The following is a 24,049-nucleotide window of genomic DNA, read 5'->3' as shown; positions in this document are numbered from 1 at the left end:
GTCACCGCCGACTTCGCTTGAGGCTGTTATATCGTTTCTGACAGTCCGACGAACAAAACTTCGCATCTTTCCTGAGACCCGCAGCGGCTCCGAACAAAAACCGCTTGTTGCATTGCGGGCATTCCCTAGAGGGGACGTTCGCCTGAGCGAATTGAAGCCAGATCGCGTCTAGCAAGCTTGCGGGACTAACCGTCAATCGCGTCTCGCCGTGCAGGGTGTCGATTGCAACATTGAGTTTCCCTAGCGCCTTGCTCACGCCCCTCCGCATATGCTCAGCCTCATCGAGCACATCAAGCACAACGTCTCCTTTTCCGCGGAGCCCCTGCGCAGTTAGCGGGCCGTATGTCTCAACGAATTTCAAAATCTGCTCCGCTGTGGTCAGTCTCGAAAATCGTTCGAATAGCTTTTCGATTTTCATAGGCTGACAGGGCGCCAGCCTTCCGCCATTACGAACGATCCGAGCAGGCTGAATGTCCGCCGCCGCGCGATCCACGATGTTCTGCCCCGCTTTCAATCGTGGAGCCGAAACCAGCCGATATCCCTTGCTGTCTTTATACCATTTGAAATCGAAAATGAGACTGGGCATTGGCGCTTTTTGCAACGGATCATGTATTGGATCGTACCTTATCCATTACATGTAGGCATTGCCAGTATCATCGTGTCCGTGTTCGCTCACAAACCCAAGGTGACTTATGAAAATGGAACACGAAAGGAAAACGCTCACTGTGCCGGAGGCGGGCAGGGAGTTTTTCGGACTCAGCCGCAATGCCAGCTACAAAGCGGCACAGCGTGGTGACATCCCTACCGTGCGGATTGGTCGGCTGCTCAGGGTGCCTTTGGTGGCATTGGAGCGCAAGCTGGAAGGGGCGGCGCGATGAGCGATACTGTCATCAAACTCTTGGCTGCAATGTTTCCGATCGCATCGCCACAGCGGGAATTGATTGTGATCCCGCCACCACAGCCAACGCTTACAGAGCTTGCGGCCGAGATCAACGCGGACTATGCCGAGCTTCAACGCGCTGCGCTCACCGCCGTTGAGAAGGCAATCAGCATCGGCAAAAACCTAAACGCTGCCAAGGCCCAGCTAAAGCATGGCGAGCTTGAAGCCTACGTCATAAGTCATTTTCCCTTCACTGTTCGATGGGGGCAGAAATGCAGGACGTTGGCGAACCATGAAACTGAGGTTCGGCAAGAACTTGAGAGATTACGAACCATCAGTTCGCATTTGTCTCTAGAGGCTGCCTTCAAACACATCCGCTCGCTTGATCATCGACCGAAGTTGAAGCGTAAGAAGTCGAGGCGGACCAACTAATCACCATCAACACGTCGCGAATTTGAGGCCGCGCTTCGGCGGCCTTTTCGTTGGCTGTGCGGGTACGGAATAGCTCAGCTCTAGACAAGTTATTGATATAGTTGACATTTCTGCCAGAGTATGTTAGGATTATTTTCATACAATGGAGATTTGCCGATGAAGCAATGCCTAACGTGCGGCTGCGACTTCATTCCCTATTCGAACCGTCAAAAATGCTGTTGCAGGGAATGCTCAGACGCCCACTTCGCCACCGAACGGCGGGAAGCCGTGAAGCGATTCCGCGAACAGCAGCAAGAGGAATCCCGCGCATCATGACAGACGAACCCCGCACGTATTTCGAGATCGAAGCCAGAGCGTCCCAACACAGCGACAAGCCATCCATTGCGGTCACCGGCGCGACGGTAAAACCGTGGGGCCACGACTTACCCGCATCCTCATACGGCGTCGATCCCACCGGTCCGGAGCCGCAGCTCGGTATCGATGTGAACGAGCTACCCGATATGGAAGCCTGCCTCGTTCCGGGCGCGGTGTCGGCTCGGGCGCTTAGGGCCGCTGCCGATTCCGAAGCAACGGGAGCCGCAGATGATCTCGAATGAAGATTTGAAGCGCTTGCTATATGGCCGCTGCACGACGTGGCCGGAGTGTTCGTGTGGCCAACGGTGGAACGACGCCGAGGAAATGTTTGAGGAATGGAAGCGCACGCCGCCAACCAGCACTCAGATTGAAATGGCTCGATTGAACATATCCCTGATGTTGCACTGTGTCGCAAAGCACTGCCCGGACAAGCGAGCCCGCCAAAACGCGATCATGCAGTTGCTAAATCCGGTGCTCGATATTGAGGAGGATATGTAGTTGGCACGTTATATCTTGATCGCCACTGTTGTCGGCAGCCCGCAAGGCGGCGCCTACACCACATTTGGTCGCGGCACCTGTATCGCGGATAGCGAGGAAAATCGGCTCCCCGGCGACGTTGTATGGCCCGCGCTCTGTCGCGCATTTAATTTTACGAACATGAGGCCGCTTGATGAAGCCGCGTCCGCTGCGATGGGCGGCATTCCTATCATGACGCTTGCAGAACTGGCGACCAGTTCGATCGGCGGCCCTTAACCCCAATCCCAAACATTGAAAAGGAAACATAACGATGAGCAAAGCAAAGAGCGGCGGTGGCATTGGCTCCCGCGTGAATGTGAGCCCGCCAGTTCGCACCGGTTCACCAACCAGCGACAAAATCCGGCCCGGAGGCGCAAGCCAGATCGGGCAGCAAGTCGTGTTGACGAACAGCGCCGCTGGCAAGCTGGTGGCAGGAACGATGCCACAAGCTCCGCTCGGCAACGAACGCGCGTTGACCATGAAACCAACCGTGCATGATCGCGGCTCGCAGGGCCGTCATGGCGGTGGAGAGGGCTGAGCGATGAACATGGCCGATGTTGAAAAGTGTCTTGAACAAATGGAAATGCGGCTGCGAGCCATAGAGCTTCGGCTGGGCATCAACCTCACCGCGGCCGACGTTGCGCCAAAGCCGCCGCCGTATGATCCAACGGCGCGTATGTCGCTGCCGCGTACGGCTGTTGAGGCGATGACGCGGGCAACCGATGGCGTTGACGCGGACATTATTGCGGACGGCCGCCGTCGAAATCCGATGGCAGGGAAGTGAGCCATGCGAAAGCCGTTTGGAGAATGGAGCCGGGAATCGAAAACAGAATTGGGACAGGCGGTTGCGGCGACGTTGCAAGCGACTGTGCAATCGATGGCTGTAACTCAGGCGTTGATTGTGAAGCTGGCGCAGCGGAAGGAGGAACGGTGATGGCCCTTACACCAGAACGGAAAGCAGAACTGCACGCGGAGATTGATGCCTTGCTGGCGCAATTCGAGCCGCCGCCGCCGAAGCCCAAACCTGCGGTCGCGGTTGTGGCGAGTGAAGGCCGAGTGATCCGTGACGCGGATGTGGTTGTGTCGCCCCGCGATCCCAACGCTGAGAACGGCAAGCCGAGAACAGTGTCCGTGCGGGCTGAAACGGTGCAGATCAACATGGCCGTCGCAGAGAGTCAGTATTGGCAAGGGCTTCGCGATCGGGAGGCGGATCGAAGGCAGCGCCGGATGCTTGATCCGTGCGGGCTCGGAATTTGGGGCGGCTTCGATGACGAGTGAGAACGCTGCTGCACAGCAATCGCCGGAATGGTTGCCGCGCGTCCTAGCCCTCGTTGCCAGCAAAGCCGGAGCAACCGCTGACGAACAGCACGAAATCTGCGACGCTGTTGGCGAGAGGTTCGGGCCGCAGGCCAGAGCCAAAGCGGAGGATTTGTTTGCGAAGGCAAGGGCCAAAGGTGTTGGAGAACAATTCGATGTGGCTTCGGCTAAACCTCGGTCAGCGGTAAGTGTTCCGCTGACCGATCAGCCGGTAGCGGCTCCGCAGCAGCTTCCCGCAAGATCGACAACGGACCAGTATCTTGAGGAAATGAACAACCATCACGCGGTCATTGATGATGTTGGCGGCAAAACGGTTATCGCCAGCTGGACGCCATCGGTGCTTGATCGCAGCAAGCTAACTTTGACGTATCATAAGAAGAACGACTTCCTGCTGCAATACTCGAACCGTTTTGTGTCGGTTACGAACGAGGATGGCGAAACAAGCCGCAAGCCACTGGCGCCTTGGTGGCTTGGGCATCGCGACCGCAGGCAATATCGCAGTGTTGTATTCGAGCCGGGCGGGCCGATGGCGATTGAAGGCTGTCTCAATCTCTGGCGTTGCTGGGGCGTTGAACCGGTGGCGGGTGATTGGGGATTGATCCGCCAGCACATTGAGGACGTGTTGGCGAAGGGCAATCCGATCTATGCGGACTATGTCATCCGCTGGATTGCATGGGCAATTCAACACCCCGATCGGCAAGCCGAGGTCGTGCTAGTGTTCATGGGCGAGAAGGGCGTCGGCAAGGGCACGCTTGGCCGCGTGTTGCAACGGATCTTCGGCCTTCACGCATACCAAGCGAGTAGCAGTGAGACCCTCGTCGGCAGGTTCAACGCGCATCTGCAAGATTGTGTGCTGTTGCTTGCTGACGAAGCGCAGTGGGGCGATGGCAACGATTACAAACGCTGCCTTGGTCGCCTGCAGGAAATGATCACGGAGCCGGTGATCGACATTGAACCGAAAGGCATCGGCCGATTTCAAGTCCGCAATTGCCTGCATATCGTGATGCTGGCTGAGCCAGGGTGGGTCATTCCCGCTGGACGGTTTGAGCGGCGTTATGCGGCAATGGAAGTGAGCAAGAAGCGTCTGCGGGATAAGCCCTACTTCACCGCTCTACATCGGCAAATCGCTGAGGGCGGAGCGGAGGCAATGTTCCACGACCTTCGGCAGATGGACCTTGGCGATTGGCACCCGAGGGACATTCCCGAGGAGTTGCTGAGGGGCGAGGCGTTGCAACGGCAGCAAATCCGCTCACTGCCGCCAATGGAGCAATGGTATCTCGGATTGCTCGATGCTGGCACGTTGCCCAAGGCCAAGACCAAAAATCCCAACCGCGCATTTACCAAAGACTTGCTGGCGGATGGACGTGAGAAATTCCCATCACTCAAATACTCCCTCACTGACATAGCAATGAAGAATTTCTTTGACGCGGATAGCGGCGAAGGGATTGGGAATGTGTGTGAGAAGAAACACACCTCCACCGGCAACGGCTGGGACTTCCCGCCGCTCAGCATTTGCCGTGCCAAATGGGAAAGCATTTATGGTCCACAGAGATGGACCAACCCAACAGATGATTGGCAAGTCTCTGAGGTTGAGGAATTGGCCCAAGGATCGAAGCCGGTAGACCTGTTTTATAAGCCAAGGTCGGCTCCGCCTGCGGTCAATTCGGCTGTAGCTTCGCTCCGGGCGTCAGTCCACCCCGCCATAGTGGCCGGAAAGTTGGTGCGGAGAATTTGAACGGAGAATGGATGAAGAGGAATGAAGGGTATGAGGGGGGTCAGTTTGTTCTACCTTCTTATATTCAAACTGATTTTCTTACCTTCATACCCTTCATACCCTTCACTTTCTTCATTCAAAAATAGAATAGAGATAGAGGTAGTGAATGGGTGAGACGGTATATGAAGCACTGAACCGGATTGATGATGGTGAGCGGGAGCTTGTCGATATTGGCCCTAGCCGAACGTCGCTCGACTTTCTCCAAGCCGTGTATCGTGATCCGTGTCAGCCGATCTCGCGACGGATGCGAGCGGCGGTTGCGGCCTTGCCCTTCGAGCACCCGAAATTGGCGGTGACCGCAACGCTTGGGCCGAATAGCGGCTTTGCAGCTAGGCTGGAAACTGCGATCAAGCGCAGCAGAGGCGATCTCGTGGTTATCGATGCGACAGCCGCAGCGCGCGACTAACGCCAGAAATCCTTAAACCGATCCGGCGACAATTCCGTATATCGGACGGTGTGCTGAATATTCCTGTGGCCCAAGTACCCTTGCAGCGCCCGGGTATCATGCCCCTTGTTCGCCAGTGCAAATCCACACGCATGGCGCAGCATGTGCGGATGGGCTTTGAACCCCAGCTTGGCGGCATTGCCTGCCCGCTCAACCATCCGCGCAAACCCCGCCGTGGTAAACGGCGCGCCACGCTCCGAGGTAAACACAAAGGGCGACTTGGGCTCTTGCTCGCGCTGTAGCTTCCGCAGCGCGCGTAGTTCATCGCCGCGAATCGGATGCGTTGCGGGCGATCCCCGTTTAATCCGCCGAACCGCCAGCGTGGCCGTGGCGAAATCAATCTGATCCCACCTCAAGTCCACTAGCTCCGCTACCCGCAGTCCGTGCCGATACGCCACTAGGATCATGGTTGCGTCGCGATGGCCGTGGCGGTTTGCCTTGGCCGCATTGGTCAGCCGCTCAATCTCGGCATCGGTCAGATATTCGCGCCGCCGAAGCTCGGCATTGGGCTTGCGGCGTGGCGCAACTGTTCGATTTACAGTAGCTGGCGTGACCAGCTTCAAGTGTGATTTCGCCATAGATTTCCGCGTCCCCGATAGGTGAACTGTTCGGATAATAACCCAATTCCGAACAGTCTTGTTAGTTGTAAGATTGCAGGCTTGGGGTGGGGCGGGCCAAAATTTGCGCGACAAAATCCGCCAATAGGACTTCTCAGAAAAAATTATGAAATTTCCGAAATCGGGCCTTGTGACATCTTAGAACTTTGGCAGCCGCGCGACAAAGAAGAGGGACATCAAAGTGACATCCATGATCCAGATTCCGGGAAACATGATCGAAATGACGAGAAATGCCGTTGATGGGTTCTTGTCTGTTTCTCGCTTGTAAGGCGTCATTTGCTGACGTCGTTCTTGCTCTAGCACCCGTTTTGACTTCCAACGTACGGGCTTGGCCGAACTAGCTTCGCTTTTGTCATTCAACGTCGGTGGGTGCTTGCGAAATCCTTCACGCACCCACAAAGCGACTATGAGGAGAAGCGGGCCTCCGATCGGCACCGCAAGCATGGTCCAGAAAGTTGTAGATAGGTAGCGCCAGCGCGGTCCGTGAGATGCTATTTGCAAGCCATACCACCCGATCCACGGGATGCTAACCACAGCATAGAGTCTCAACAAACCTCTGCGCGCGTGGGGAGGCATAGTGAACCAAAGTCGTCGCATTTGACCCTGCCCCCAGCAGCAACCCTGAAATAGCCAACCATGACAACTAACGATGATTGCATCATTTGCGGCAAGTGGCCCGAGAAAGATCGTGTGGCACGGCGCGAATTGATCGAGGGATTGCCGCTGAATGCCGATCCCATTTGCGACGAGTGCCTAACCGCGTTTTGGCGGCGGCTGGCACACTATGGGCACAAGTCGGCGGAGAACTAAGCAATATCAAAACGTTGCAGCGCCAAAAAATCACCCTCATAACCTGAAGGTCATAGGTTCAAATCCTATCCCCGCAACCAGCACATAAGCCCTTGAAAACGTTATGTTTTCAAGGGCTTTTATTTTTTCCGATTTTCGTCGTCCAAAAATCGTTTGTGGAAGCGTCGTGGAAGCACCCGCAAGAAAGTCGGAGCGTAGAATCGCGAAGTTCGGCTGCGACGATCCGACTCGCTCTTGACGGCCGCGCTGTTCGGTACGCGAACCACGGCGAAGACGTCCAGGGGGCGGACTCCCTGAGCTAACGCGGCGCTTGCGGCGGCATTCGCCGCTGTCGCCGGGGTGTGCTGTCGAGCGTGTTCCTCAGAGTGAGAGTGCCGGCCAGGTTGGCCGTGACGGGTTGAGGGCTGGAGGAGAGGCCTCCGGCGCCCGTCGCGGAGACCTGCGATGTCGAAATACTCTGAGCATGTGCGCGCCGGCGAGAGCCGGACGAACCTCTATGACGAAATCACCGCCAAGATCGTCGGCCAACTTGAGGCTCGGCGTGTGCCCTGGGTTCAGTCCTGGGGCACGGCGGCAGCAAAGGTGCCGCTTGTCTACGCCGATCGGTTAATCCCGGACGATGAACACAAACGCGCGGCCGAGACCGGCGAGAACGCACAAGCGATTCCGTTTCTCAAACGCTTCACCGTCTTCAACACCGATCAATGCAACGGTCTGCTGAACGAGATCGCGAGGGCAAATATCTGCTGTCGACCGCTCGCTTCGCGCTGCGGTCGCGACCCGAGTGCAGAGAAGTCGGCCGCAGGCGCAACTCCGACAAGGAAGAAGCTATGCACCAAGTTTTATCGAGGGGCATTCGAGCTGCACAACAAGCTTTCGACCGTCGCCACCAATGAATCATAAATCAAGAACCATATCCTTTCGCGCATCGACCGCCTCAAGGCGCATGAAGTTACATGCGCCCACATCTCGGAGTTGATGACGGGTCTCGCGGACCGGTCAGGCAATGCCGATTGAACGCTCGCCTGCCTGCAGAAGATGTTCAAGCTCGCCAAATTATGGGGGTATCGTCCGACGGCTCCAATCCATGCAGGCACGTTCAGAAGTACGGCGAGACAGGAACGACGCGGTTCGTCACCGACGAAGAACTACAGAAGCCCTTCGCCCAGATGGATCGTGCCGACCGAGAAGGATTGAAGCATCCTTCCATCACGCTCGCGATCCGGCTCCAATTTGAGTTTGCGACCTGCATATCCGAGGTGCTGATGCTCAAATGGGACTGGGTCGATTTCGAACAGCGGCGCGTGAGTTGGCCGGACAGCAAGACGGGTAAGATGACGAAGCCATTGAGCGACAAAGCCCATCGGCTGCAATGCTCCGCGCTTCGAAAGCTCTCCACTCGTCTGCCCGTCAATCTTCGATCGCACAAAGCCGATGATGAACCACACCTATCATCATGGGTGGCGGCGCATTTTACAGTGCGCCTGCATTCCCCATGTCGGTGCGCACGGCATCCGCCATCGCGCCGCACTGCGTCGCACCGCTCCCTCGTCGATCATCCTAATGAGCGCGTTTCGCAGGATGACACGGCTCTGCACCAAAACAGCAATCTCCGTATCTTGAGCCGAATGAGCAGCCTTCGGACTCGACCGATGTTGTTCGATGTTGCGAATGAGATGGTTCTTGAGGTCGCTTTGAACGGACAGGCCGATGCCAATTGTGCGCAAAACGTCAGGGACTTTCGCTCGGCGCTCAGGTTGGGCGTCACCATTGCAACGCCAGGCGAGATCGTCAGGAGATTCAACGCATGACGCAAACACAACGCTACGAAACACCCGCTGCAACTTCCGCAGTCGCTCAAGGAGACGGCGGCTCGTCTTGCCATGGAGAGGTTTCGACCGAAGCCAACACCTGCTGACCGTGGAGATTTGATGTCGTCCTACGCACCGTGGATACGATCGGCAACCTCGATCACGGTCGCTCGATGAAGAAGCAATTAAACTCCATCGGCACCGACTTTCGGTAACCTGACCATCACTCTAGATTCAATCTAAATCATTGAGTTTGCGGGAAAAGCGTTCGCCCGCTATTCGTGTGGCGAGCGGTCCCAACGACGCGGGCTGCCGGACCGTTAGCCCCGGTGTTGCGTTATGAGCGACCTGACAACCAATTTGGCGGCGCTTTATGCTGACGAACAAGGGAAGCTTCAACGCCTCCTGATGCGACAAGGCATGTCCAGGACAGCCGCCGCCGATCTCGTCCAGGAGGCGTTTCTGCGTCTGCTCGGCGCCCCTCTCGAAGAGGTGCGCGACCTGCGTAGCTACCTTTTCCGCACCACAAGGAATCTCACTGTCGATACCGCGCGCCGGCGACACCGGAATGCGCTCGGCAACGCCGTTGCACTGGATGAGAACATCGTCGATCCAGCGCCGCTGCCAGACGCCGTGCTGATCTCGCGGCAGGAGTTTCAGGCGCTGCACGCGGCGCTCGCCGACCTGCCGCCACGTTGCCGCGAGGTGCTCATCCTCCATAAGTTCGAAGGCTTGAGCTACGCGGAGATTGCCGACCGTTTGGGCGTCGCCAAGAACACGATCACGGTTCATATGGTGAAAGCCGTTTCCTGCCTGAAAGCCCGCTTCAGTGAAGTTTCTTTGCCGAAGGGCTAATTGGTTTTCCGTACAATAACGTCTTAGTCTTATAAGCTGGGCAGTATTCGAATCTCGCGCGAGATCGAATCGCCGGGGAATCCTTCTTGCATTATGGTCGAACATTGACCGCGAAATCGTCGCACCTCCTGAGGCCGCATGAACAAGAATGACATGCAGTCCGTGGACGATCAGGCTGTCCAGTGGTTCGTCCTTCTGCGCGATGACGATGCGACGGCCGAAGATCGGAGCGCGTTCGCGAACTGGCTTGCCGCCGACCCGGCGCATGAAGCGGCGTGGCGCTCTGTGGAGCGGATGTGGGGCGGTCTCGATGCGCTGGCGCCGGACGCGGCCCGGTTGCGGCGTAAACCGAGGCGAGCGGGCCGGCTAAAAGGGATCGCCGCGGTGGCCGTGCTGCTGGCTGTGCTCGGGATCGCCTGGCAGATGACTCCGATCGGTATGCTCGCCGACTATCGGACGGCGGTCGGCGAACGCCGGGCGATCGCGCTGCAAGACGGTTCCCAGGTCGAACTCGGCACGGCGAGCGCGCTTGATGTCGCCTTCAGCGCCGGTGAGCGCAGGGTCAAACTTCTGACGGGCGAGGCGTTCTTTACTGTAACAAAGGACGCGGCCCGGCCATTCGTCGTTGCGGCCGAGAACGGCGAAGTCAAAGTCCTCGGCACTGCGTTTGACGTCAAGATCGCCGATGGCGTCATCGTGGCGGTCACACGGAACGCAGTCCTCGTCTCTGCCCGTGCCGGCACCACCTCAAGTGCGCCGGTCGTCGTCACGCAAGGTCAGACAGTTCGCTACGATGCAGATGGGATTTCCGCCGTCAGCGCGGCCGATCTGGATTCCATCCAGGCGTGGCGCCAGGGCCAACTCGTCTTCCGCAATGTCCCCCTCGACGCGGTGCTCGCTGAGCTTCAGCGCTACCGCTCCGGCCGCATTGCCTTGATTGGCGGTGCGCTGGGCCAGCGGCGGGTCACTGCAGTGTTCGACGCTCACAACGCGGATGCCGCGCTCGATACCATCGCTGAATCCCTGTCGCTGCGTGTCTATCGCGCCGCCGGCCTGCTGACTATCATCATTCCAAACAACGACGCCGAAAAAAGTTCGGCGGGCGACTAATTATCTTTCTCAATTCCGTCGTCTTCAACACAGAGGAGGCAGCGCCGGGCTCGCTGACCTCCTGTAACAATGTTGAAGACGGGGGCGATTGGGCATGAGATGTGAGAACGGAAGCCGGAACGCGCGTCTTACTTGGTTTCGGACACTACTGATGGCAGGAACCGCGATTGCGTCGGCAACGGCCGCCGATATCGCGAAGGCCCAGAACGTGCAACCCACCCGCGTCGATGCGAGCACTGGCATCCGCGAACTGAATATTCCGCCGCAGGGACTGGCCAGCGCGCTCATCGCGTTTTCGCGGCAGACCCGCGTACAAATCTTCATCGATCAGACCCTGGCATCCGGCAAGAGTTCGTCCGGCGTCCGCGGCGTATTGACGCCTGCGGTCGCGCTCGATCGCCTCTTGTCCGGAACCGGACTCACCTATCGTTTTACCAATGCGAGCACCGTAGCGATCGAACGTCCGGGTGCTGCGGTCGCCGGCGGCGTATTGCCGGCTGGCGCGATTCCGCTCGACACGATCGATGTGCAAGGCGCCGGCAATCCCAATTCGACCATGACGCCGATGCCGGCTTATGCTGGCGGGCAGGTGGCGACGGGTGGCCAACTCGGCATGCTTGGTAATCGCGACGTGATGAACACGCCGTTCAGCCAGGCGAGCTATACCAAGAAGCTGATCGAGGACCAGCAGGCGCGCACGCTGTCGGACGTCTTGGCCAATGAATCTTCGGTAATCACGAGTTCGGGTCCCGCAGGCAGCACAAATGAGTTCTGGAGCTTTCGAGGCTTCATGACCCAGACTTACGCGGCGGGGCATAGTCTGAACGGGTTGCCGGCGATGTCGCCGATGCAATTCCCGAGCACCGATTGGATCGAACGTGTCGAAGTGCTGAGGGGCCCTGCTGCTCTCTTGAAGGGCGCAGCTTTCGCCGGGCAAGGGGCTCTGGGAGGTTCTGTCAATCTCGTCACCAAGAAGGCCAGCGACGAACCGCTGACGCAATTGACCACCCGCTATATGTCGGACTCGCGGTTCGGCGCTCATGTCGATCTAGGTCGACGCTTTGGCGATAACAAGGAGTTCGGCATCCGTTTCAACGGCTCCCTCGACGGGGGAGATACGGCGGTGGATACCCAGCAGTCGAAGTTCCGGAACGCGGCATTGAATCTCGATTACCGTGGCGAACGGGTCCGGCTGTCGGCAGACTTTGCAAATCAGTTCCAAAGCCTGACCGCGCCCGCCAGGAACATGGACCTCGGCAACGTATCCGGCGGCCTGGCAAATCTCAGACAGGTTCCCTCGGCGCCGAGCACCAGCCTACCTCTCTCGCCACCATGGGGGCGATCCGAACACGAGATCACGCTGGGTATGGTGAAGGGCGAAGTCGACATTCTGGACAATGTGACGGCCTACGGGGCGATCGGTCAACAACGATACGACGCCTTCGGCAATGTGGGAAATGTCACATTGCTGAACCCTTCCGGTGCGATCGGTATTCGATCACAATCGTATCGCGAGCGCTACGATGTCCTGTCCATGCAGGGTGGTGTCAGGGCCACCGCGGATACAGGTCCCATCGCTCATGCGCTCAGCCTCGATCTGTCGCAGGTTCAATACGCCGCCAGCTTTACTGATCAGGCCAGGTCGACCAGTGGTGTCGGCCCGATTGTCCCGGTCGGAACCATCTACAATCCGGATTTCTCGCTTGCCCCGATGCCGGGAGATCCAGGAAATCCTCGTAAAGCGAATGAGATCAACCTCTCGAGCATCGGCATGGCCGACACGCTGTCCGTCCTTGATGGGCGAATTCAGTTTACGGCCGGTGTCCGCTATCAAGAAATACAGACGAAATACCTTGGCGGAATTAGCATCGTCGGCTCTGCCGGAGATTACAAGGCATCGGCGTGGTCCCCATCCTATGCGATCGTCGTAAAGCCCTGGGAAAAGGTTTCCCTCTACGCAAACTATATCGAAAATCTACAACCGGGCACGACCGCCAGCAGTAATTACGCCAATAGCGGGGCGGTATTCCCGCCGTACCAGAGCAAGCAGTATGAGACGGGCGTGAAGGTCGATTGGGGCCGCGTGACGACGACTTTGGCGGCGTTCCAGATCAGCCAGCCGAGCACGCTCTCCGTTCCCAATCCCAATGGCGGGTTGCCGACGCTGGCGCTGGACGGCGAACAGAGAAACCGCGGTATCGAACTGAATGCCTATGGCGAGTTGTTCGAGGGCGTCAGACTGCTTGGCGGCGTTACCTTCCTCGACGCTCGCCGAACGAAAACCCAAAATGGCACCTTTGACGGCAGGAGAGCCGCCGGCGCTCCAGACTTTCGGGCTGTGATCGGCGGTGAATGGGACACGCCGTTTATCGATGGTCTGACAGTAACCGGGCGACTGACCTATACCAGCGATGTCGTGGTCGCCAACTCCGCACCGAATCTGACCGTCCCATCATGGACGCAGGTCGATCTCGGCGCGCGCTACACCTTCGCATCGCCGTGGAACGCCAAGCCCATCATCGTCCGCTTCAACGTCGATAACGTCTTTGACGACAGCTACTGGAAGGTGATGCATGTTATTGGAAGTGTTTATAAGAGCGATCCGCGCACTTATCGCCTGTCGACCACGTTCAATTTCTGAACCATGATCGTGGTGCTGGCATTGGCCTTGACTGTTCCAGGCTGTGCGTGCCTCTACCTCGCCAGCCCCAACCAGAAATGGTTGTCGCAGGCTCCTCCGCGGCGACTGTTGTTGGCGGCGGGGAGCCTGCTGCTGGTGGCCGGCCTCATCGCATGGATCACAGCATTTCGTCCGCTGTCCGGCCTGTTCGTGACCCTGCATGTCGCGATGGTCTGCCTGTTCGTCTTCCCCTATGCCGCCGCGCTTCGCGGCGTGTGGCGGAGCAACTGACATGGCGGGAGATATTCGTCCCGACGACTGGGCAAAGGCCGGCGCCGGCGCCATCCTTGGTTTGGGCCTGGCGCTCTCGCTGGTCGGTCTCTACGCCTATCTGGGACCGGGCGGCATCGACGCTCCGACCGGGCGCTACGCGCTGATGCGCCATCTGGAAGCATTCGTCTGGATCGCTGTGTTCGGCTTCTGCTTTTTGTTTCGCAGCGGTCCCGCGGCCTGGACGTGGCTCGGCGCGGCGAATCTGCTCGCCTTCGCGGCGCTGTTTGCCTGCCGCTTCTGGTTCTTCGCGTGAGGGCAGCATGATCCGCGCCGATATCGTCAAGCTCTACAAGACCGTCCACACATGGATCGGCATTACTTGCGGCTTCGCGCTGTTCATCGCCTTCTATGCGGGCGCGCTCACCATGTTTCAGGAGCCGATCGCGCGCTGGGCGTCGCCGCCCGCCGTGGGTGTGGCAGCGGTTCCCTTGGACGATGCCCCCCGTCTCCTCGAACTGGTAGCCGCCGCCCATCCTGAAGCGCGGGAAGAAGGCATCACGCTGCATCTGCGGGGGCACGAGAACGAACCCGCGCGGGTGACTTGGAAAGAAGATACACCGCATGAGGCGGGTCAGCCGCATGGGCATGTTCACTGGTGGGCGACGCTCAAGCCCGATGGCACGCTGCTGGCCAAGCAGGAGGAGCCGTCCGAACTGGCAGAGCTCATCAATACGGTTCATATGCGCGTCGGGATTCCAGACCCTTGGGGATCGTATTTCATGGGGGTGGTCTCGCTGCTCTACGGCGTGGCGCTGATCGCGGGGGTGATCTCGCTGCTGCCGTCGCTCGTCAAGGATTTCCTGGCGCTGCGTATCGGCAAAAACCTCAAGCGCATGTGGCTGGACGCGCACAACGTCGTCGGGATTACAGCGCTCCCGTTTCACCTTGTGATTGCGGTGACCGCCACCGCATGGGGCTTCGGAGGGCCGCTCTGGTCGGCACAGGAGAGTGTGGTTTTTGGCGGCAAGCAAAAGGTGATGATGGCACGCGATCTCGAGCGATGGCGCGCGCCAAGGCCGATCGGGGAAGCGGGTGTCATGATGCCGCCCACGCAGTTGCTCCAGCGCCTGAACGCCCAGGTGACCGATTTTGAGCCCAAAGTCATGGTCTTCAGGAATTTCGGAGACAAGGCCGCCGCTGTGAAATTCGCCGGAGCCGAGCGCGGCTACGTCGGGGATACCCGCTTTGGAGGCGTGATTCTCAGCGCCGTGACCGGCACGCTCATCAAGGATAACCGTGCATCACGCCAGGATATGGATCGACGAGTCGGAACAACAATCCTCGCCCTGCACACCGGGGAATATGGCGGATCAACGATCACATGGGCCTATTTCTTCCTCGGATTTTCCGGGGCATGGCTGTTCTATTCGGGCAACCTGCTGTGGATCGAGACGCGTCGGAAGAAGGCGCGCAAGGGCGGGGAGGCCAAGCAATCGCGCTCGACGCGCCTTTTAGGCAGCGCGACCGTGGGCGTGTGCCTCGGCTGCGTCGCGGGCCTGTCGCTCACCATCGTTGCGGCCAAGTGGCTGCATGGCCGCGTCGCCAATCTGAACGCATGGCATGCATATGTCTACTATGCTGTGTTCTTCGGCTCGCTCGCATGGGCCTTCGCATGGGGCGCGGCGCGCTCGGCCGTGCATCTGCTATGGCTTTGCGCGTTGACGACGATGGCGATCCCGCTGACCACGCTTGCCGCGCAGCTGTTTCCGGCACTCGGCATGTGGGCGCATGGCAGCGCCGCGACCATTGGCGTCGATGTCGTCGCCTTCATCGGCGCGCTGTGCTTCGCCTGGATGGCGACCGCCACTGCGTGGCGCGTCAAGCACGGCCCCGCCGATAGCATCTGGTCCATCCGCAAAGGCGACGGCCACACGGCGCATGAGCCAGTCGCAATCGCAGCAGAGTGACCATGAACGAGTCCCGCTACCGCACCGAAGCCCAAAAGGTATTTTTCTGTCACAGCGCGACGATGGCTGGTATGCGTCAACTGCCCATCATCCGCGGGCGGGGCCCTAAAGCCGCCAAGTGAACACCCACGTCCGGAGCCGCACTCGCGCCTCCCGGCAGCCGGGCGTGTCACGCGGGGCGTCGCCGATGGCGCATGGAGGTGGAAGACGCTTACGACGCCTGCGAGTGGCGACGCTCTTGTTCCTGCGCAAGTTCGGCCCGGCGATCTCGATCCTGGCATTGTGCCGAGTGTAGTTCTGATGAACCCGCCGTTTTCGGCGCTCGCGCATGTCGATCGCCGCAGGGCAGATGCGAGCCTGCGACACGTCGTGTCGGCGCTGGCACGACTATCCGACGGCGCGCGTGGTTGCGATCACCGGAGCGAGTTTCGCCGCCGACACTCCGGCGTGGCGTGATGTGTTCGTATACGTGCAGGAAGCCGCCTCGTCTTCTCGTCGGCGATAGAGGGTGCCGTCTATGCGAAGCACGGCACCACGATCGACACGCGGCTGACCGTGATCGATCGGCAGCCTGCCGACGATGTAACGGTCTTTCCCCAGAACCCCGGCATGGCGCCGGACGTCGCCCCGCTGCTCGGCTGGAGCAAATATGTGCCGCCGCGTTTGCCGGTCCGCTGCTCGCCATCGCCCCGCGCGGGTTCGGCTGTCAGGGGCGCCTCCGACAGCCGGTCCCGATCCTACATCCGGTATCGCACGCCGCCGTAAACCGCGCGGCCGGTGCCGGGATTGAACAGCTCCATGGTTGGATTGGCTTTCCCGGCAGTAATAGTCGTCGAGATGTAGCGTGTGTCAAACAGGTTGCGTGCCTCCACGTACCACGACCAGCTTTTTCCTTCGTCGACGCCGAGCTTGAAATTGAGCAGCGCATAGGGGTCCACCGTCAGGCTGTTGGCGTTGTCGGCGAAGAAGGCGTGCGGCATCCATTCGACGTTTGGTCCGACGTAGAACCCGTCCGGACGCTTGTACAGCAATTCAGCGCGGACATAATGCGGCGGCGCGCCGGGCAGGCGGTTATTGCCCCATGTCGCGTCGTGGTGGAAACGGAAGTCGCCATAGGTATAGGCGACAGTGAACCAGATCTGGTCATCCGGTGCGGCAGTCGATCTGAGCAACGCGACTCCAAGAGCGGCCTCGACGCCCTGATGAACCGTGCGGTCGGCATTGACGACGGTGCAGGGGCTCCAGGGTGCGGTGGTGAGACACTGAAATTCGTTGTTGAGGTTGGTGCGATAAAGCGACAGATCCCACGTCAGGTCGGGCGTACGGCCGCGCGTGCCGATCTCATAGGTAATTCCGGTCTGGGCGTTGACGTCCGGGTTCGCCGGCGCCTGATAGGTATTCACATCGAAGGTCGGCACTTCGGCGTTGCGCGAAACGTTTCCAAACACCTGCCATTTCGGGTCCGCGTCCCAGAGCAGGCCGACCTTGGGACTGAAGATGTCCCAGGTTCGGCTGCCGGACTGGTCGCCATCCGCCAGGAAGCGGTCGTGCTGGCTGCGGACGGCATGGAGAAACTGCCCTCCCGTCACCAGCGCCACGCCCGGCAGGACGTAGAACGAATTCTCCGCATAGAGCGGAATGTTTTCAGACGTCCAAAGGTAGGATGCTGTGAGCTGGCCTTTCATCGCATTGGCGGGGTTCGCGAAATAGTTGATGTCGATCGTTCCGTTCTGAAGATTGACCCCGGCGACGAGGCGGTTGCGAAAGCCTCCGATCAGGCGCTCGTCAGTCGCACGTACAAAGCCGCCGTAGTCGTGAACGCGGAAATCGAGCCACTGGTAGATCGGATGCATGACGTGGCGTTCGAGGCCGAAGATGCCGAAATCCACGGTGGTGTCCTCGAAATGCAGCGTCGTCTTGTTGGCGAGGCGGATCGAATCGATGTTGCGTTGCTGGTCTTGCTGCACCCATATCGGGTTTGCGCTCCTCGGGGAGTTCAACGCCATATCCTTGGTCAACTCGCCCGGAATGCGCGCGCGCCACGAACTCGCGTTCACATAGAAACGCGTTTCCGCATCGAGGGAAAACCTGTAGCCGACGTTGGCGTTCAGGCGTTCCACGTGACTGCTGCTGTGTTCGCGATAACCGTCCTCGTGCTGCGCGGATCCTGCGACGAACCAGTCGTAGGGTCCGTTGGCGCCGCCGGTGCTGAACTGCGATTTCACATAGCCGAAGCTGCCGGCGTCGAAACGGGCCTCGAACGGCGACGCATCGCGACCCGTCGGCATCACGAAATTGATCGCGCCACCGAGCGAATTGGCGCCGTATCGCAGCGCATTGGCTCCCTTGTACACCTCGACATAGCGGTAGGTTGTCGGATCGACCTCGAAAAGATCGAAGAGCCCGTCCGACGTGCTGATGGGGATGCCGTCCATATACGGATTGATGCCGCGGTTGCCGTAGTTGCGTGACAGTCCGGAGCCACGAATCGACAGCCGGGCATCGGGGCCATACCGCATCTGCGTGATGACGCCCGGCACCGAGCCGAGAACGTCCTTTACCGTGTTGGCGGGTCCGTTCTTGAACGCAGTATCCGGCACGACTTCGACGCCGCCGGGTGTTCGCTGAATGTCGGTGATCGCCTGGGCGGTGGTCGGCACCGTCAGGCTACCCCCCGCCGAGGGGACGGATGAAACGGGCGGCCGTGAAGCCACGTGCCGCGTCGCGCGCGCCTCCCCGGCCGCCGGGCGTGTCGTGCGGGGTGTCGCGGACATCCGCTTTGCCGTTTTAGGCGCGGTTTGGACAACGATGGGCGGCAGTTGCGACTGGGCGAAAGCAGTTTCGGATAGAACGAGCGCGACTGCGCTCGCGGCGCACAGCGCGCGCGTAAAGCGTGACATAATAAGTCCTCCAGATGATGACGTAAGCAGAACGACGAAAGGTCGTGAGCTACGCGATCCGGGGAGGACCCTGAGGAAGGTGGGGAGAGCGTTGTTTGCTGACGGAAACCGGGGTGCGCTGCCCGAACCAGACAACGGTGGCCCTGACCATCCGAACGGGTGCAAACGTGACCGGCGGGGGCGGCAACGCGCCTGCCGATATGAACGAGCAAATCGTACACGGGTGATGGGCGGCGTGCGTGGTGCCGGCCGGCTGATCGCCTGTTCCCTCGGGGATGGTGTGGCAGATCGCGAACGGGTCAGTCGGCGCGGTAGCCGCCATCTGCGTTGCGACGGCGGTGGCGAGAAACACCTGAAAAGCGAACACGAAGGCCGTAAAGACCCCGATCCACCCTTGTAATTTGCGCCCTTGTCGCATTCTGCCCGGTCCGTTGGTTGCCTATAGCAACCTTGCCGAGCCGCGTAAACGTGGCGTCGCGCAAGCCATGGTTTGGCCTGCGCCGCTTGAACGTTTTGTGGGTTGCCGGCGTCCTATTCCGGTATGGAAGGACTCGACCTGGAGCATGTACTCACTGTCGATTGTGACCTGGTTCACAAAGCCGGGCCTTGATTTCAGGTAAAGCGGCGAGTGTGATATGAATGAACGATCAGGACGTGCCGCCATGGGCTTGCGACGATATCTCGGTTTGTTCGGATTTTTGTTTGTCGCGGTTCCGGTGCTGGCCTGTCAGGCGGCCACGGCGTCGACCCGCGTGGCGCTGGTGATCGGCAACTCCCAATACCGCAACGTTCCGCAACTCGCCAATCCCGACAATGACGCAGCCGCTTTCGCCCAGACCCTGAAACAGGCGGGCTTCGATGTGGTCGATGCACGCCACGATCTGACCGGGGCCGACATGCGGCGGGCGCTGCGCGACTTCGGCGACAAGGCGCGCAACGCCGACATGGCCGTGATCTACTATGCCGGCCACGGCATCGAGGTGGAGGGCACGAACTATCTGATTCCTGTCGACGCGGCGCTCCAGCGCGACACCGATGTCTACGACGAGGCGGTGTCGCTGGATCGCGTGCTGGTCGCCGTGGAATCCGCCAAGCGGTTGCGGCTGGTGATTCTCGACGCGTGCCGCGACAATCCGTTCAACAAGACCATGAAAAAGGTCAGCATGCGCTCGGTCGGCCGCGGCCTCGCCAAGGTGGAGCCGACTTCGCCGAACACGCTGATCGCCTATGCGGCCAAGGCCGGTTCGACTGCGGCCGATGGCGACAGCAAGAACAGCCCCTTCACCGATGCGCTGGTGCGGCATATCGCGACCCCCGGTCTCGACGTGCGCAAGGCGTTCGGCTTTGTGCGCGACGACGTGCTCAAGGTCACCAACAACCGACAGGAGCCGTACGTCTACGGTTCGCTTGGCGGAGAGGACGTGCCGCTGGTGCCGGTCAAGGCCGCGCCTTCCGCGTCGGCTGCTCCCGTTCCCGACGCCCGCGCCGACGCTCGCCGCGATTATGAATTGTCGCTACAGCTTGGGACGCGCGCTGCGTGGGACACCTTCCTGAAGAGCTATCCGACCGGCTTCTATGCCGATCTCGCCAAAGGCCAGATCGACAAGATCGTCGCGGAGGATACGCGTCTTGCCGCGACCGCGAAGGCGCGCGAGACCGCGGAGGAAAAAGCGCGCCTCGCGGCAGAAGGTGCGAAACAGGCCGAAATGGCCAAGGCCGCCGCCGCCGCCAAGACTGCGGAAGATGCCAGGATCGCCGCCGAACAGGCGAAGCGGATCAAGCAGGCGAAAGTGGATGCGGCGGAGCAGTCGCGCGAGGCGGCCGAACGTGCCGCCGACACACAGGCCGCCAAGGTGGCGGTGAACTCGACCATGCAGGCCCGCAGCCCAAGCCAGGCCGATGTATCCGCATCATCCTCAGCGCCGCCGGCCTCACAGGCGCCGGCGCAGCAGACAGCCTCGCTGTCGCCGGCCGCCGAGCCTGTCGCGCAGCCGGCCTTGTCGGCCGTTGAGATCAACAAATCGGTGCAGATCGAATTGCGGCGTGTCGGCTGTTTCAACGGATCGGCCGACGGCGAGTGGGGCAAGGCATCCCGGCTGTCGCTCGAAAATTTCAATCGCCATGCCGATGCGAAGCTGGACGTGAAGGTCGCCAGCCTCGATACGCTTGGCGTCATCAAGGGCAAGACCGCACGCGTCTGTCCGCTGATCTGCCGTCATGGCTACAAGGCCGATGGCGATGCCTGTGCGAAGATCGCCTGTGGCGAGGGCAAGGTGCTCAACGACGACAACGAATGCGTCGCGCGGAAGGAACGCAAGGCGCCTTCCGCATCGCGCGAGCGCGATGATCGTCGCCCCCGCCGCGCCGGCCGCGGCCGCTTCAACGACGAACTGGATGCGCCGCAAGCCGCCGCGCCCAGGCTGCGGAGCCGCGCGAGCGCGAAGCCGGAACAAGGCGGCGTCGTCTGCGACGATCATACCTGCCATCCGATCAAGCGCGGCTGCCGGATCGAGTTCCGCACCACCGCGCAGGGCGGTGGTGTTCTTGGCGGTGGCAGCAATATGGAGATATGTAACTAAACGCGCCGGTCCGGGTCGGCGCTGTCTGCCAATAGTCAGATTGCGCTGGCTGCGATATTGACCATCAGCGCGAGCAGCGCCGTGTTGAAGACGAACGAGATCACGCCATGCGCCGCTGCGGTACGCCGGATGATCTTGTCGGTGATGCCGACATCGGACACCTGCGCGGTCATGCCGATCACGAAGGAGAAGTAGACGAAATCCCAGTAGTCCGGGTCTTCGGGCGTATCGTCCTTGTCGCTTGGAAAGGCGAGGCCGCCGGGTTTGGCCGCCCGATAGTATTCGTACGCGTAGTGCAGCGCGAAGGTGGTGTGTACCGCCGCCCATGACAGCGCGATGGTGAGCGTCGCCAGCGCCAGTTCCGGTGCGCTGTGGTTGTGGTCGCCGAGCTCGAACACGATCGCGGCAATGCTGGCGAACGCGCCGATCGCAGTCACCAGCAGGATCACGAAGCGGCCGTCGTCCTGAAGCCGGGCGTTGCGGCGGATGTGGGCGAGGCCGCTGCCGAACACCACGGTGAAGACCAGGATGAGATAGAGCGCGGCGAAAACGTCCCAGCCGATCAGCAGTCGCGTCACCGGCCGCAGCGAATGCGGCAGCAGCAGGTAGGCGACGACGCCGACTGCGACGGCGATGAAGGTGCGCAGCCGGGCGTAGACCAGGCGCACCGGCCTCGGCAGCTTTCTGAAGCGAAGCAAGAATTCCTCGTCGGCGTCCTTGCCCGCCATCGCGACCCTTCAGTTCTTGCGGGCGGCGACGAAATGCGCCGTGGCGCGCAGCACGTCGCCGCGCGCGCCGAACACCGACAATGCCTCGTCCGCCTTCGACAGAAGGTCGCGGACGCGTTGCTTGGCGCCGTCGATGCCGAGCTGGGTGACGAAAGTCGTCTTGCCGAGCGCGGCGTCGGCGCCGGCCGGCTTGCCGAGCGCAGTCGCATCGCCTTCGACGTCGAGAAGGTCGTCGGCGATCTGGAACGCTTCGCCGAGCGCGCGGCCATACGTATCGAGCGCCTGATAGTCTTTCTGCGAGGCCTGGCCGAGCAGGGCGCCGGCGACACAGCCGTAGCGGAGCAGGGCACCCGTCTTCATCTGCTGCAAGCGCGCCACATCCACCGGCTCGCGATCGCCGAAGCGCCCTTCGCCGGCGAGGTCGAGCATCTGTCCGCCGACCATGCCGCCAATGCCGGCGGCGCGCGCCAGCGCGCGCGTCAGTGCCAGGCGGACAGCGGGATCCTTGTGGACCTCGTCGCGGGTGATGATGTCGAAGGCGAGCGTCAGCAGTCCGTCGCCAGCGAGGATTGCCGTGGCGTCGTCGGTGGTCTTGTGCAGGGTCGGCCGTCCGCGGCGAAGGTCGCTGTTGTCCATCGCCGGCAGGTCGTCATGGATCAGCGAGTAACAATGGATGCATTCGAGCGCCGCGCCGGCGAGCAGTGCGGCGTCGCGCGGAACTTCGAACACCGCCGAGCTTTCGACCACCAAAAACGGCCGCAGCCGCTTGCCGCCGTCGAGCGAGGAATAGCGCATGGCGTCCATCAGCCGCTTCGGGCGCGCGATCTCGTCGGGCAACACCGTATCGGCTAGCAATTTGCCCAGCAGGCCCTCGGTTTCGTCCGCCGTCCTGTCGAGGCGTTTGGCGAAATCGGCGGATGAAAGTCCGGACGTCATCAAGAAGGGCTCCAAGAATAGAACACGAATAAAAAACGATCTGGGTCTCTTTCCTGTGCCATTTCGGGGGGCCGCGAAGCGACCAACCCGGAATCCAGTATTCACGAATTCCCCTCGTGGTACGGGATTCCGGATACCCGCTGACGCGGCTTCGGGAATGACAACCAGGCTCAACAGCCCTTTTAGGTCGATCGGGCCGGACAATCCTCCATGACACCGGCTTCGTCAATTCCGTCCGATCCGGCAATATGCCGGTTCGGCCGTGATATGATCCGGCAAGAAGGAGTTTTCGATGCCAGCTTTCGCCGGCTCTGCCGTCAACCGCGGTCTGATTCATGGTCTGCTTGGCGGATCGGCTGAATCCGTTTGCCGGTCCATCGCCGAAGGCGCTGCGACCTGATGCGGCGGGCGATCCGTCTCACGCTGCTGGCCCTCGTCGGCCTGCTTCTTTTGCCCTATTTGCTGACGCCGCTGTACCGGGCCGGCCATCCGGTCTCGACGCTGATGATATGGCGCAAGCTCTCCGGCGCACCGATGTCGCGGCAGTGGATCGATTTCGCGGCGATGTCGCCAGCGCTGCCGCGCTCGGTGATCGCGTCGGAGGATGCCAAATTCTGCAGCCACCACGGCATCGACTGGGACTCGCTGCGGGAGGTGATCGACGATGCCGAGGACGGCGAGATGACGCGCGGCGGGTCGACCATCACGCAGCAGGTCGCGAAAAATCTGTTCCTGTGGCCGGGACGCAGCCTGATCCGCAAGGCGCTGGAATTTCCGCTGGCGATGTGGATCGACGCCGTGGTGCCCAAGCAAAGGATCCTCGAAATCTATCTGAATATCGCCGAATGGGGTCCGGGCGGGCAGTTCGGGGCCGAGGCCGGTTCCCGCTACGCTTTCGGGCGCTCCGCCGCCAGTCTGACGGCCCGCGAAGCAGCCCTCATGGCCGCGATCCTGCCCAATCCGGTCAGGCGCAGCGCCCGAAAACCCGGTCCCGGGGTGCGCCGGCTGGCCGGAACCTATATGGTCCGGGCAAAGGCCGCCGAACTGCGCATCTGCTGGCGCGACAATGGTAGCTCCTGAGATTTGCGGCGATTTTGACGGTTTGCAGCCCTAGCTTTGGCGCTT

The 24,049-nt window shown here is 60.6% G+C and carries 26 protein-coding genes and 2 pseudogenes; 22 read left to right on the top strand and 6 right to left on the bottom strand.

The annotated features are described in order from the left end of the window. Window position 1: 1 nt before the first annotated feature. A complete protein-coding gene (locus ACS3WA_RS14015) occupies window positions 2–586 on the bottom strand; it encodes a hypothetical protein (RefSeq protein WP_438279124.1) in 585 nt (194 codons plus the stop codon). A gap of 106 nt (window positions 587–692) precedes the next feature. Between ACS3WA_RS14015 and ACS3WA_RS14010 the strand changes: the two genes are divergently transcribed. The 11 genes from ACS3WA_RS14010 (at window position 693) to ACS3WA_RS13960 (ending at window position 5,679) form a co-directional block, all read left to right on the top strand. Beyond that, a complete protein-coding gene (locus ACS3WA_RS14010) occupies window positions 693–878 on the top strand; it encodes a helix-turn-helix domain-containing protein (RefSeq protein WP_438279123.1) in 186 nt (61 codons plus the stop codon). Then, entirely contained in the window at window positions 875–1,312 is a 438-nt protein-coding gene (locus ACS3WA_RS14005; RefSeq protein WP_438279122.1) for a DUF3102 domain-containing protein, read from the top strand. The genes ACS3WA_RS14010 and ACS3WA_RS14005 overlap by 4 nt, the downstream gene beginning before the upstream one ends. Window positions 1,313–1,623: 311 nt before the next feature. Then, entirely contained in the window at window positions 1,624–1,908 is a 285-nt protein-coding gene (locus ACS3WA_RS14000; RefSeq protein ID WP_438279121.1) for a hypothetical protein, read from the top strand. After that, on the top strand, window positions 1,895–2,164 hold the full coding sequence (locus tag ACS3WA_RS13995; protein ID WP_438279120.1) for a hypothetical protein: 270 nt from the start codon (window positions 1,895–1,897) through the stop codon (window positions 2,162–2,164). The genes ACS3WA_RS14000 and ACS3WA_RS13995 overlap by 14 nt, the downstream gene beginning before the upstream one ends. Further along, on the top strand, window positions 2,165–2,419 hold the full coding sequence (locus ACS3WA_RS13990) for a hypothetical protein (protein ID WP_438279119.1): 255 nt from the start codon (window positions 2,165–2,167) through the stop codon (window positions 2,417–2,419). A gap of 34 nt (window positions 2,420–2,453) precedes the next feature. Continuing rightward, window positions 2,454–2,720 (top strand): hypothetical protein, encoded by a 267-nt coding sequence (locus ACS3WA_RS13985; RefSeq protein WP_438279118.1) that lies wholly within the window; start codon window positions 2,454–2,456, stop codon window positions 2,718–2,720. A gap of 3 nt (window positions 2,721–2,723) precedes the next feature. Then, the gene (locus ACS3WA_RS13980) at window positions 2,724–2,966 is read left to right on the top strand and encodes a hypothetical protein (RefSeq protein WP_438279117.1); all 243 of its coding nucleotides are present in this window, start codon (window positions 2,724–2,726) and stop codon (window positions 2,964–2,966) included. Between the two features lie 3 nt (window positions 2,967–2,969). Then, window positions 2,970–3,116 carry a hypothetical protein gene (locus ACS3WA_RS13975; protein WP_438279116.1) on the top strand — a complete coding sequence of 49 codons (147 nt, stop codon included), beginning with the start codon at window positions 2,970–2,972 and terminating at the stop codon, window positions 3,114–3,116. After that, on the top strand, window positions 3,116–3,460 hold the full coding sequence (locus ACS3WA_RS13970; RefSeq protein WP_438279115.1) for a hypothetical protein: 345 nt from the start codon (window positions 3,116–3,118) through the stop codon (window positions 3,458–3,460). Before ACS3WA_RS13975 ends, ACS3WA_RS13970 begins: the two co-directional genes overlap by 1 nt. After that, a complete protein-coding gene (locus ACS3WA_RS13965; RefSeq protein WP_438279114.1) occupies window positions 3,450–5,234 on the top strand; it encodes a primase-helicase family protein in 1,785 nt (594 codons plus the stop codon). Before ACS3WA_RS13970 ends, ACS3WA_RS13965 begins: the two co-directional genes overlap by 11 nt. A 145-nt stretch (window positions 5,235–5,379) precedes the next feature. Next, window positions 5,380–5,679, top strand: coding sequence for a hypothetical protein (locus ACS3WA_RS13960; protein WP_438279113.1), 300 nt, complete (start codon window positions 5,380–5,382; stop codon window positions 5,677–5,679). Here the strand turns inward: ACS3WA_RS13960 and ACS3WA_RS13955 are convergent. Then, window positions 5,676–6,281, bottom strand: a complete 606-nt coding sequence (locus tag ACS3WA_RS13955) for a tyrosine-type recombinase/integrase (RefSeq protein WP_438279112.1) — start codon at window positions 6,279–6,281, stop codon at window positions 5,676–5,678. The two genes, ACS3WA_RS13960 and ACS3WA_RS13955, sit on opposite strands and share 4 nt — an antisense overlap. 1,308 nt (window positions 6,282–7,589) lie before the next feature. Here ACS3WA_RS13955 and ACS3WA_RS13950 point away from each other — a divergent pair. From ACS3WA_RS13950 to ACS3WA_RS13910, 9 genes and pseudogenes are all read left to right on the top strand, one after another. After that, window positions 7,590–7,883, top strand: a pseudogene (locus ACS3WA_RS13950) (antirestriction protein ArdC); the annotation flags it as partial. Between the two features lie 275 nt (window positions 7,884–8,158). Then, window positions 8,159–8,956: a hypothetical protein gene (locus tag ACS3WA_RS13945; RefSeq protein WP_438279111.1), complete on the top strand. Its 798-nt coding sequence runs from the start codon at window positions 8,159–8,161 to the stop codon at window positions 8,954–8,956. Window positions 8,957–9,295: 339 nt separating this feature from the next. Further along, window positions 9,296–9,811: an RNA polymerase sigma factor gene (locus ACS3WA_RS13940; RefSeq protein WP_438279110.1), complete on the top strand. Its 516-nt coding sequence runs from the start codon at window positions 9,296–9,298 to the stop codon at window positions 9,809–9,811. Between the two features lie 138 nt (window positions 9,812–9,949). Then, a complete protein-coding gene (locus tag ACS3WA_RS13935; RefSeq protein ID WP_438279109.1) occupies window positions 9,950–10,921 on the top strand; it encodes a FecR family protein in 972 nt (323 codons plus the stop codon). 151 nt (window positions 10,922–11,072) lie between these two features. Then, on the top strand, window positions 11,073–13,562 hold the full coding sequence (locus ACS3WA_RS13930) for a TonB-dependent siderophore receptor (RefSeq protein ID WP_438279108.1): 2,490 nt from the start codon (window positions 11,073–11,075) through the stop codon (window positions 13,560–13,562). A gap of 3 nt (window positions 13,563–13,565) precedes the next feature. Further along, window positions 13,566–13,832 carry a hypothetical protein gene (locus tag ACS3WA_RS13925; protein WP_438279107.1) on the top strand — a complete coding sequence of 89 codons (267 nt, stop codon included), beginning with the start codon at window positions 13,566–13,568 and terminating at the stop codon, window positions 13,830–13,832. 1 nt (window position 13,833) lies between these two features. Then, a complete protein-coding gene (locus ACS3WA_RS13920) occupies window positions 13,834–14,127 on the top strand; it encodes a hypothetical protein (protein ID WP_438279106.1) in 294 nt (97 codons plus the stop codon). A 7-nt stretch (window positions 14,128–14,134) separates the two neighbouring features. Then, a complete protein-coding gene (locus ACS3WA_RS13915; protein ID WP_438279105.1) occupies window positions 14,135–15,781 on the top strand; it encodes a PepSY-associated TM helix domain-containing protein in 1,647 nt (548 codons plus the stop codon). A 267-nt stretch (window positions 15,782–16,048) separates the two neighbouring features. After that, window positions 16,049–16,495, top strand: a pseudogene (locus ACS3WA_RS13910) (hypothetical protein); the annotation flags it as partial. Window positions 16,496–16,518: 23 nt separating this feature from the next. On the opposite strand, the gene ACS3WA_RS13905 reads toward ACS3WA_RS13910, so the two are convergent. Beyond that, a complete protein-coding gene (locus tag ACS3WA_RS13905; protein ID WP_438279104.1) occupies window positions 16,519–18,681 on the bottom strand; it encodes a TonB-dependent receptor family protein in 2,163 nt (720 codons plus the stop codon). 49 nt (window positions 18,682–18,730) lie between these two features. After that, complete coding sequence (locus ACS3WA_RS13900) at window positions 18,731–19,099, bottom strand: DUF2946 family protein (RefSeq protein ID WP_438279103.1); 369 nt, start codon at window positions 19,097–19,099, stop codon at window positions 18,731–18,733. Between the two features lie 244 nt (window positions 19,100–19,343). Here ACS3WA_RS13900 and ACS3WA_RS13895 point away from each other — a divergent pair, with 244 nt between their 5' ends. Next, window positions 19,344–21,260 carry a caspase family protein gene (locus ACS3WA_RS13895; protein WP_438279102.1) on the top strand — a complete coding sequence of 639 codons (1,917 nt, stop codon included), beginning with the start codon at window positions 19,344–19,346 and terminating at the stop codon, window positions 21,258–21,260. 35 nt (window positions 21,261–21,295) lie between these two features. On the opposite strand, the gene ACS3WA_RS13890 is transcribed toward ACS3WA_RS13895, so the two are convergent. After that, the gene (locus ACS3WA_RS13890) at window positions 21,296–21,988 is read right to left on the bottom strand and encodes a DUF1345 domain-containing protein (protein ID WP_438279101.1); all 693 of its coding nucleotides are present in this window, start codon (window positions 21,986–21,988) and stop codon (window positions 21,296–21,298) included. 9 nt (window positions 21,989–21,997) lie between these two features. After that, window positions 21,998–22,924: a polyprenyl synthetase family protein gene (locus ACS3WA_RS13885; protein WP_438279100.1), complete on the bottom strand. Its 927-nt coding sequence runs from the start codon at window positions 22,922–22,924 to the stop codon at window positions 21,998–22,000. Window positions 22,925–23,323: 399 nt separating this feature from the next. Between ACS3WA_RS13885 and mtgA the strand changes: the two genes are divergently transcribed. Then, a complete protein-coding gene (mtgA, locus tag ACS3WA_RS13880) occupies window positions 23,324–24,004 on the top strand; it encodes a monofunctional biosynthetic peptidoglycan transglycosylase (protein WP_438279099.1) in 681 nt (226 codons plus the stop codon). Window positions 24,005–24,049: the final 45 nt, after the last annotated feature.

The sequence above is a fragment of the Nitrobacter sp. genome, assembly GCF_051535235.1.
GTDB lineage: Bacteria > Pseudomonadota > Alphaproteobacteria > Rhizobiales > Xanthobacteraceae > Nitrobacter.
This window is presented reverse-complemented; position numbering and strand designations above follow the sequence as displayed.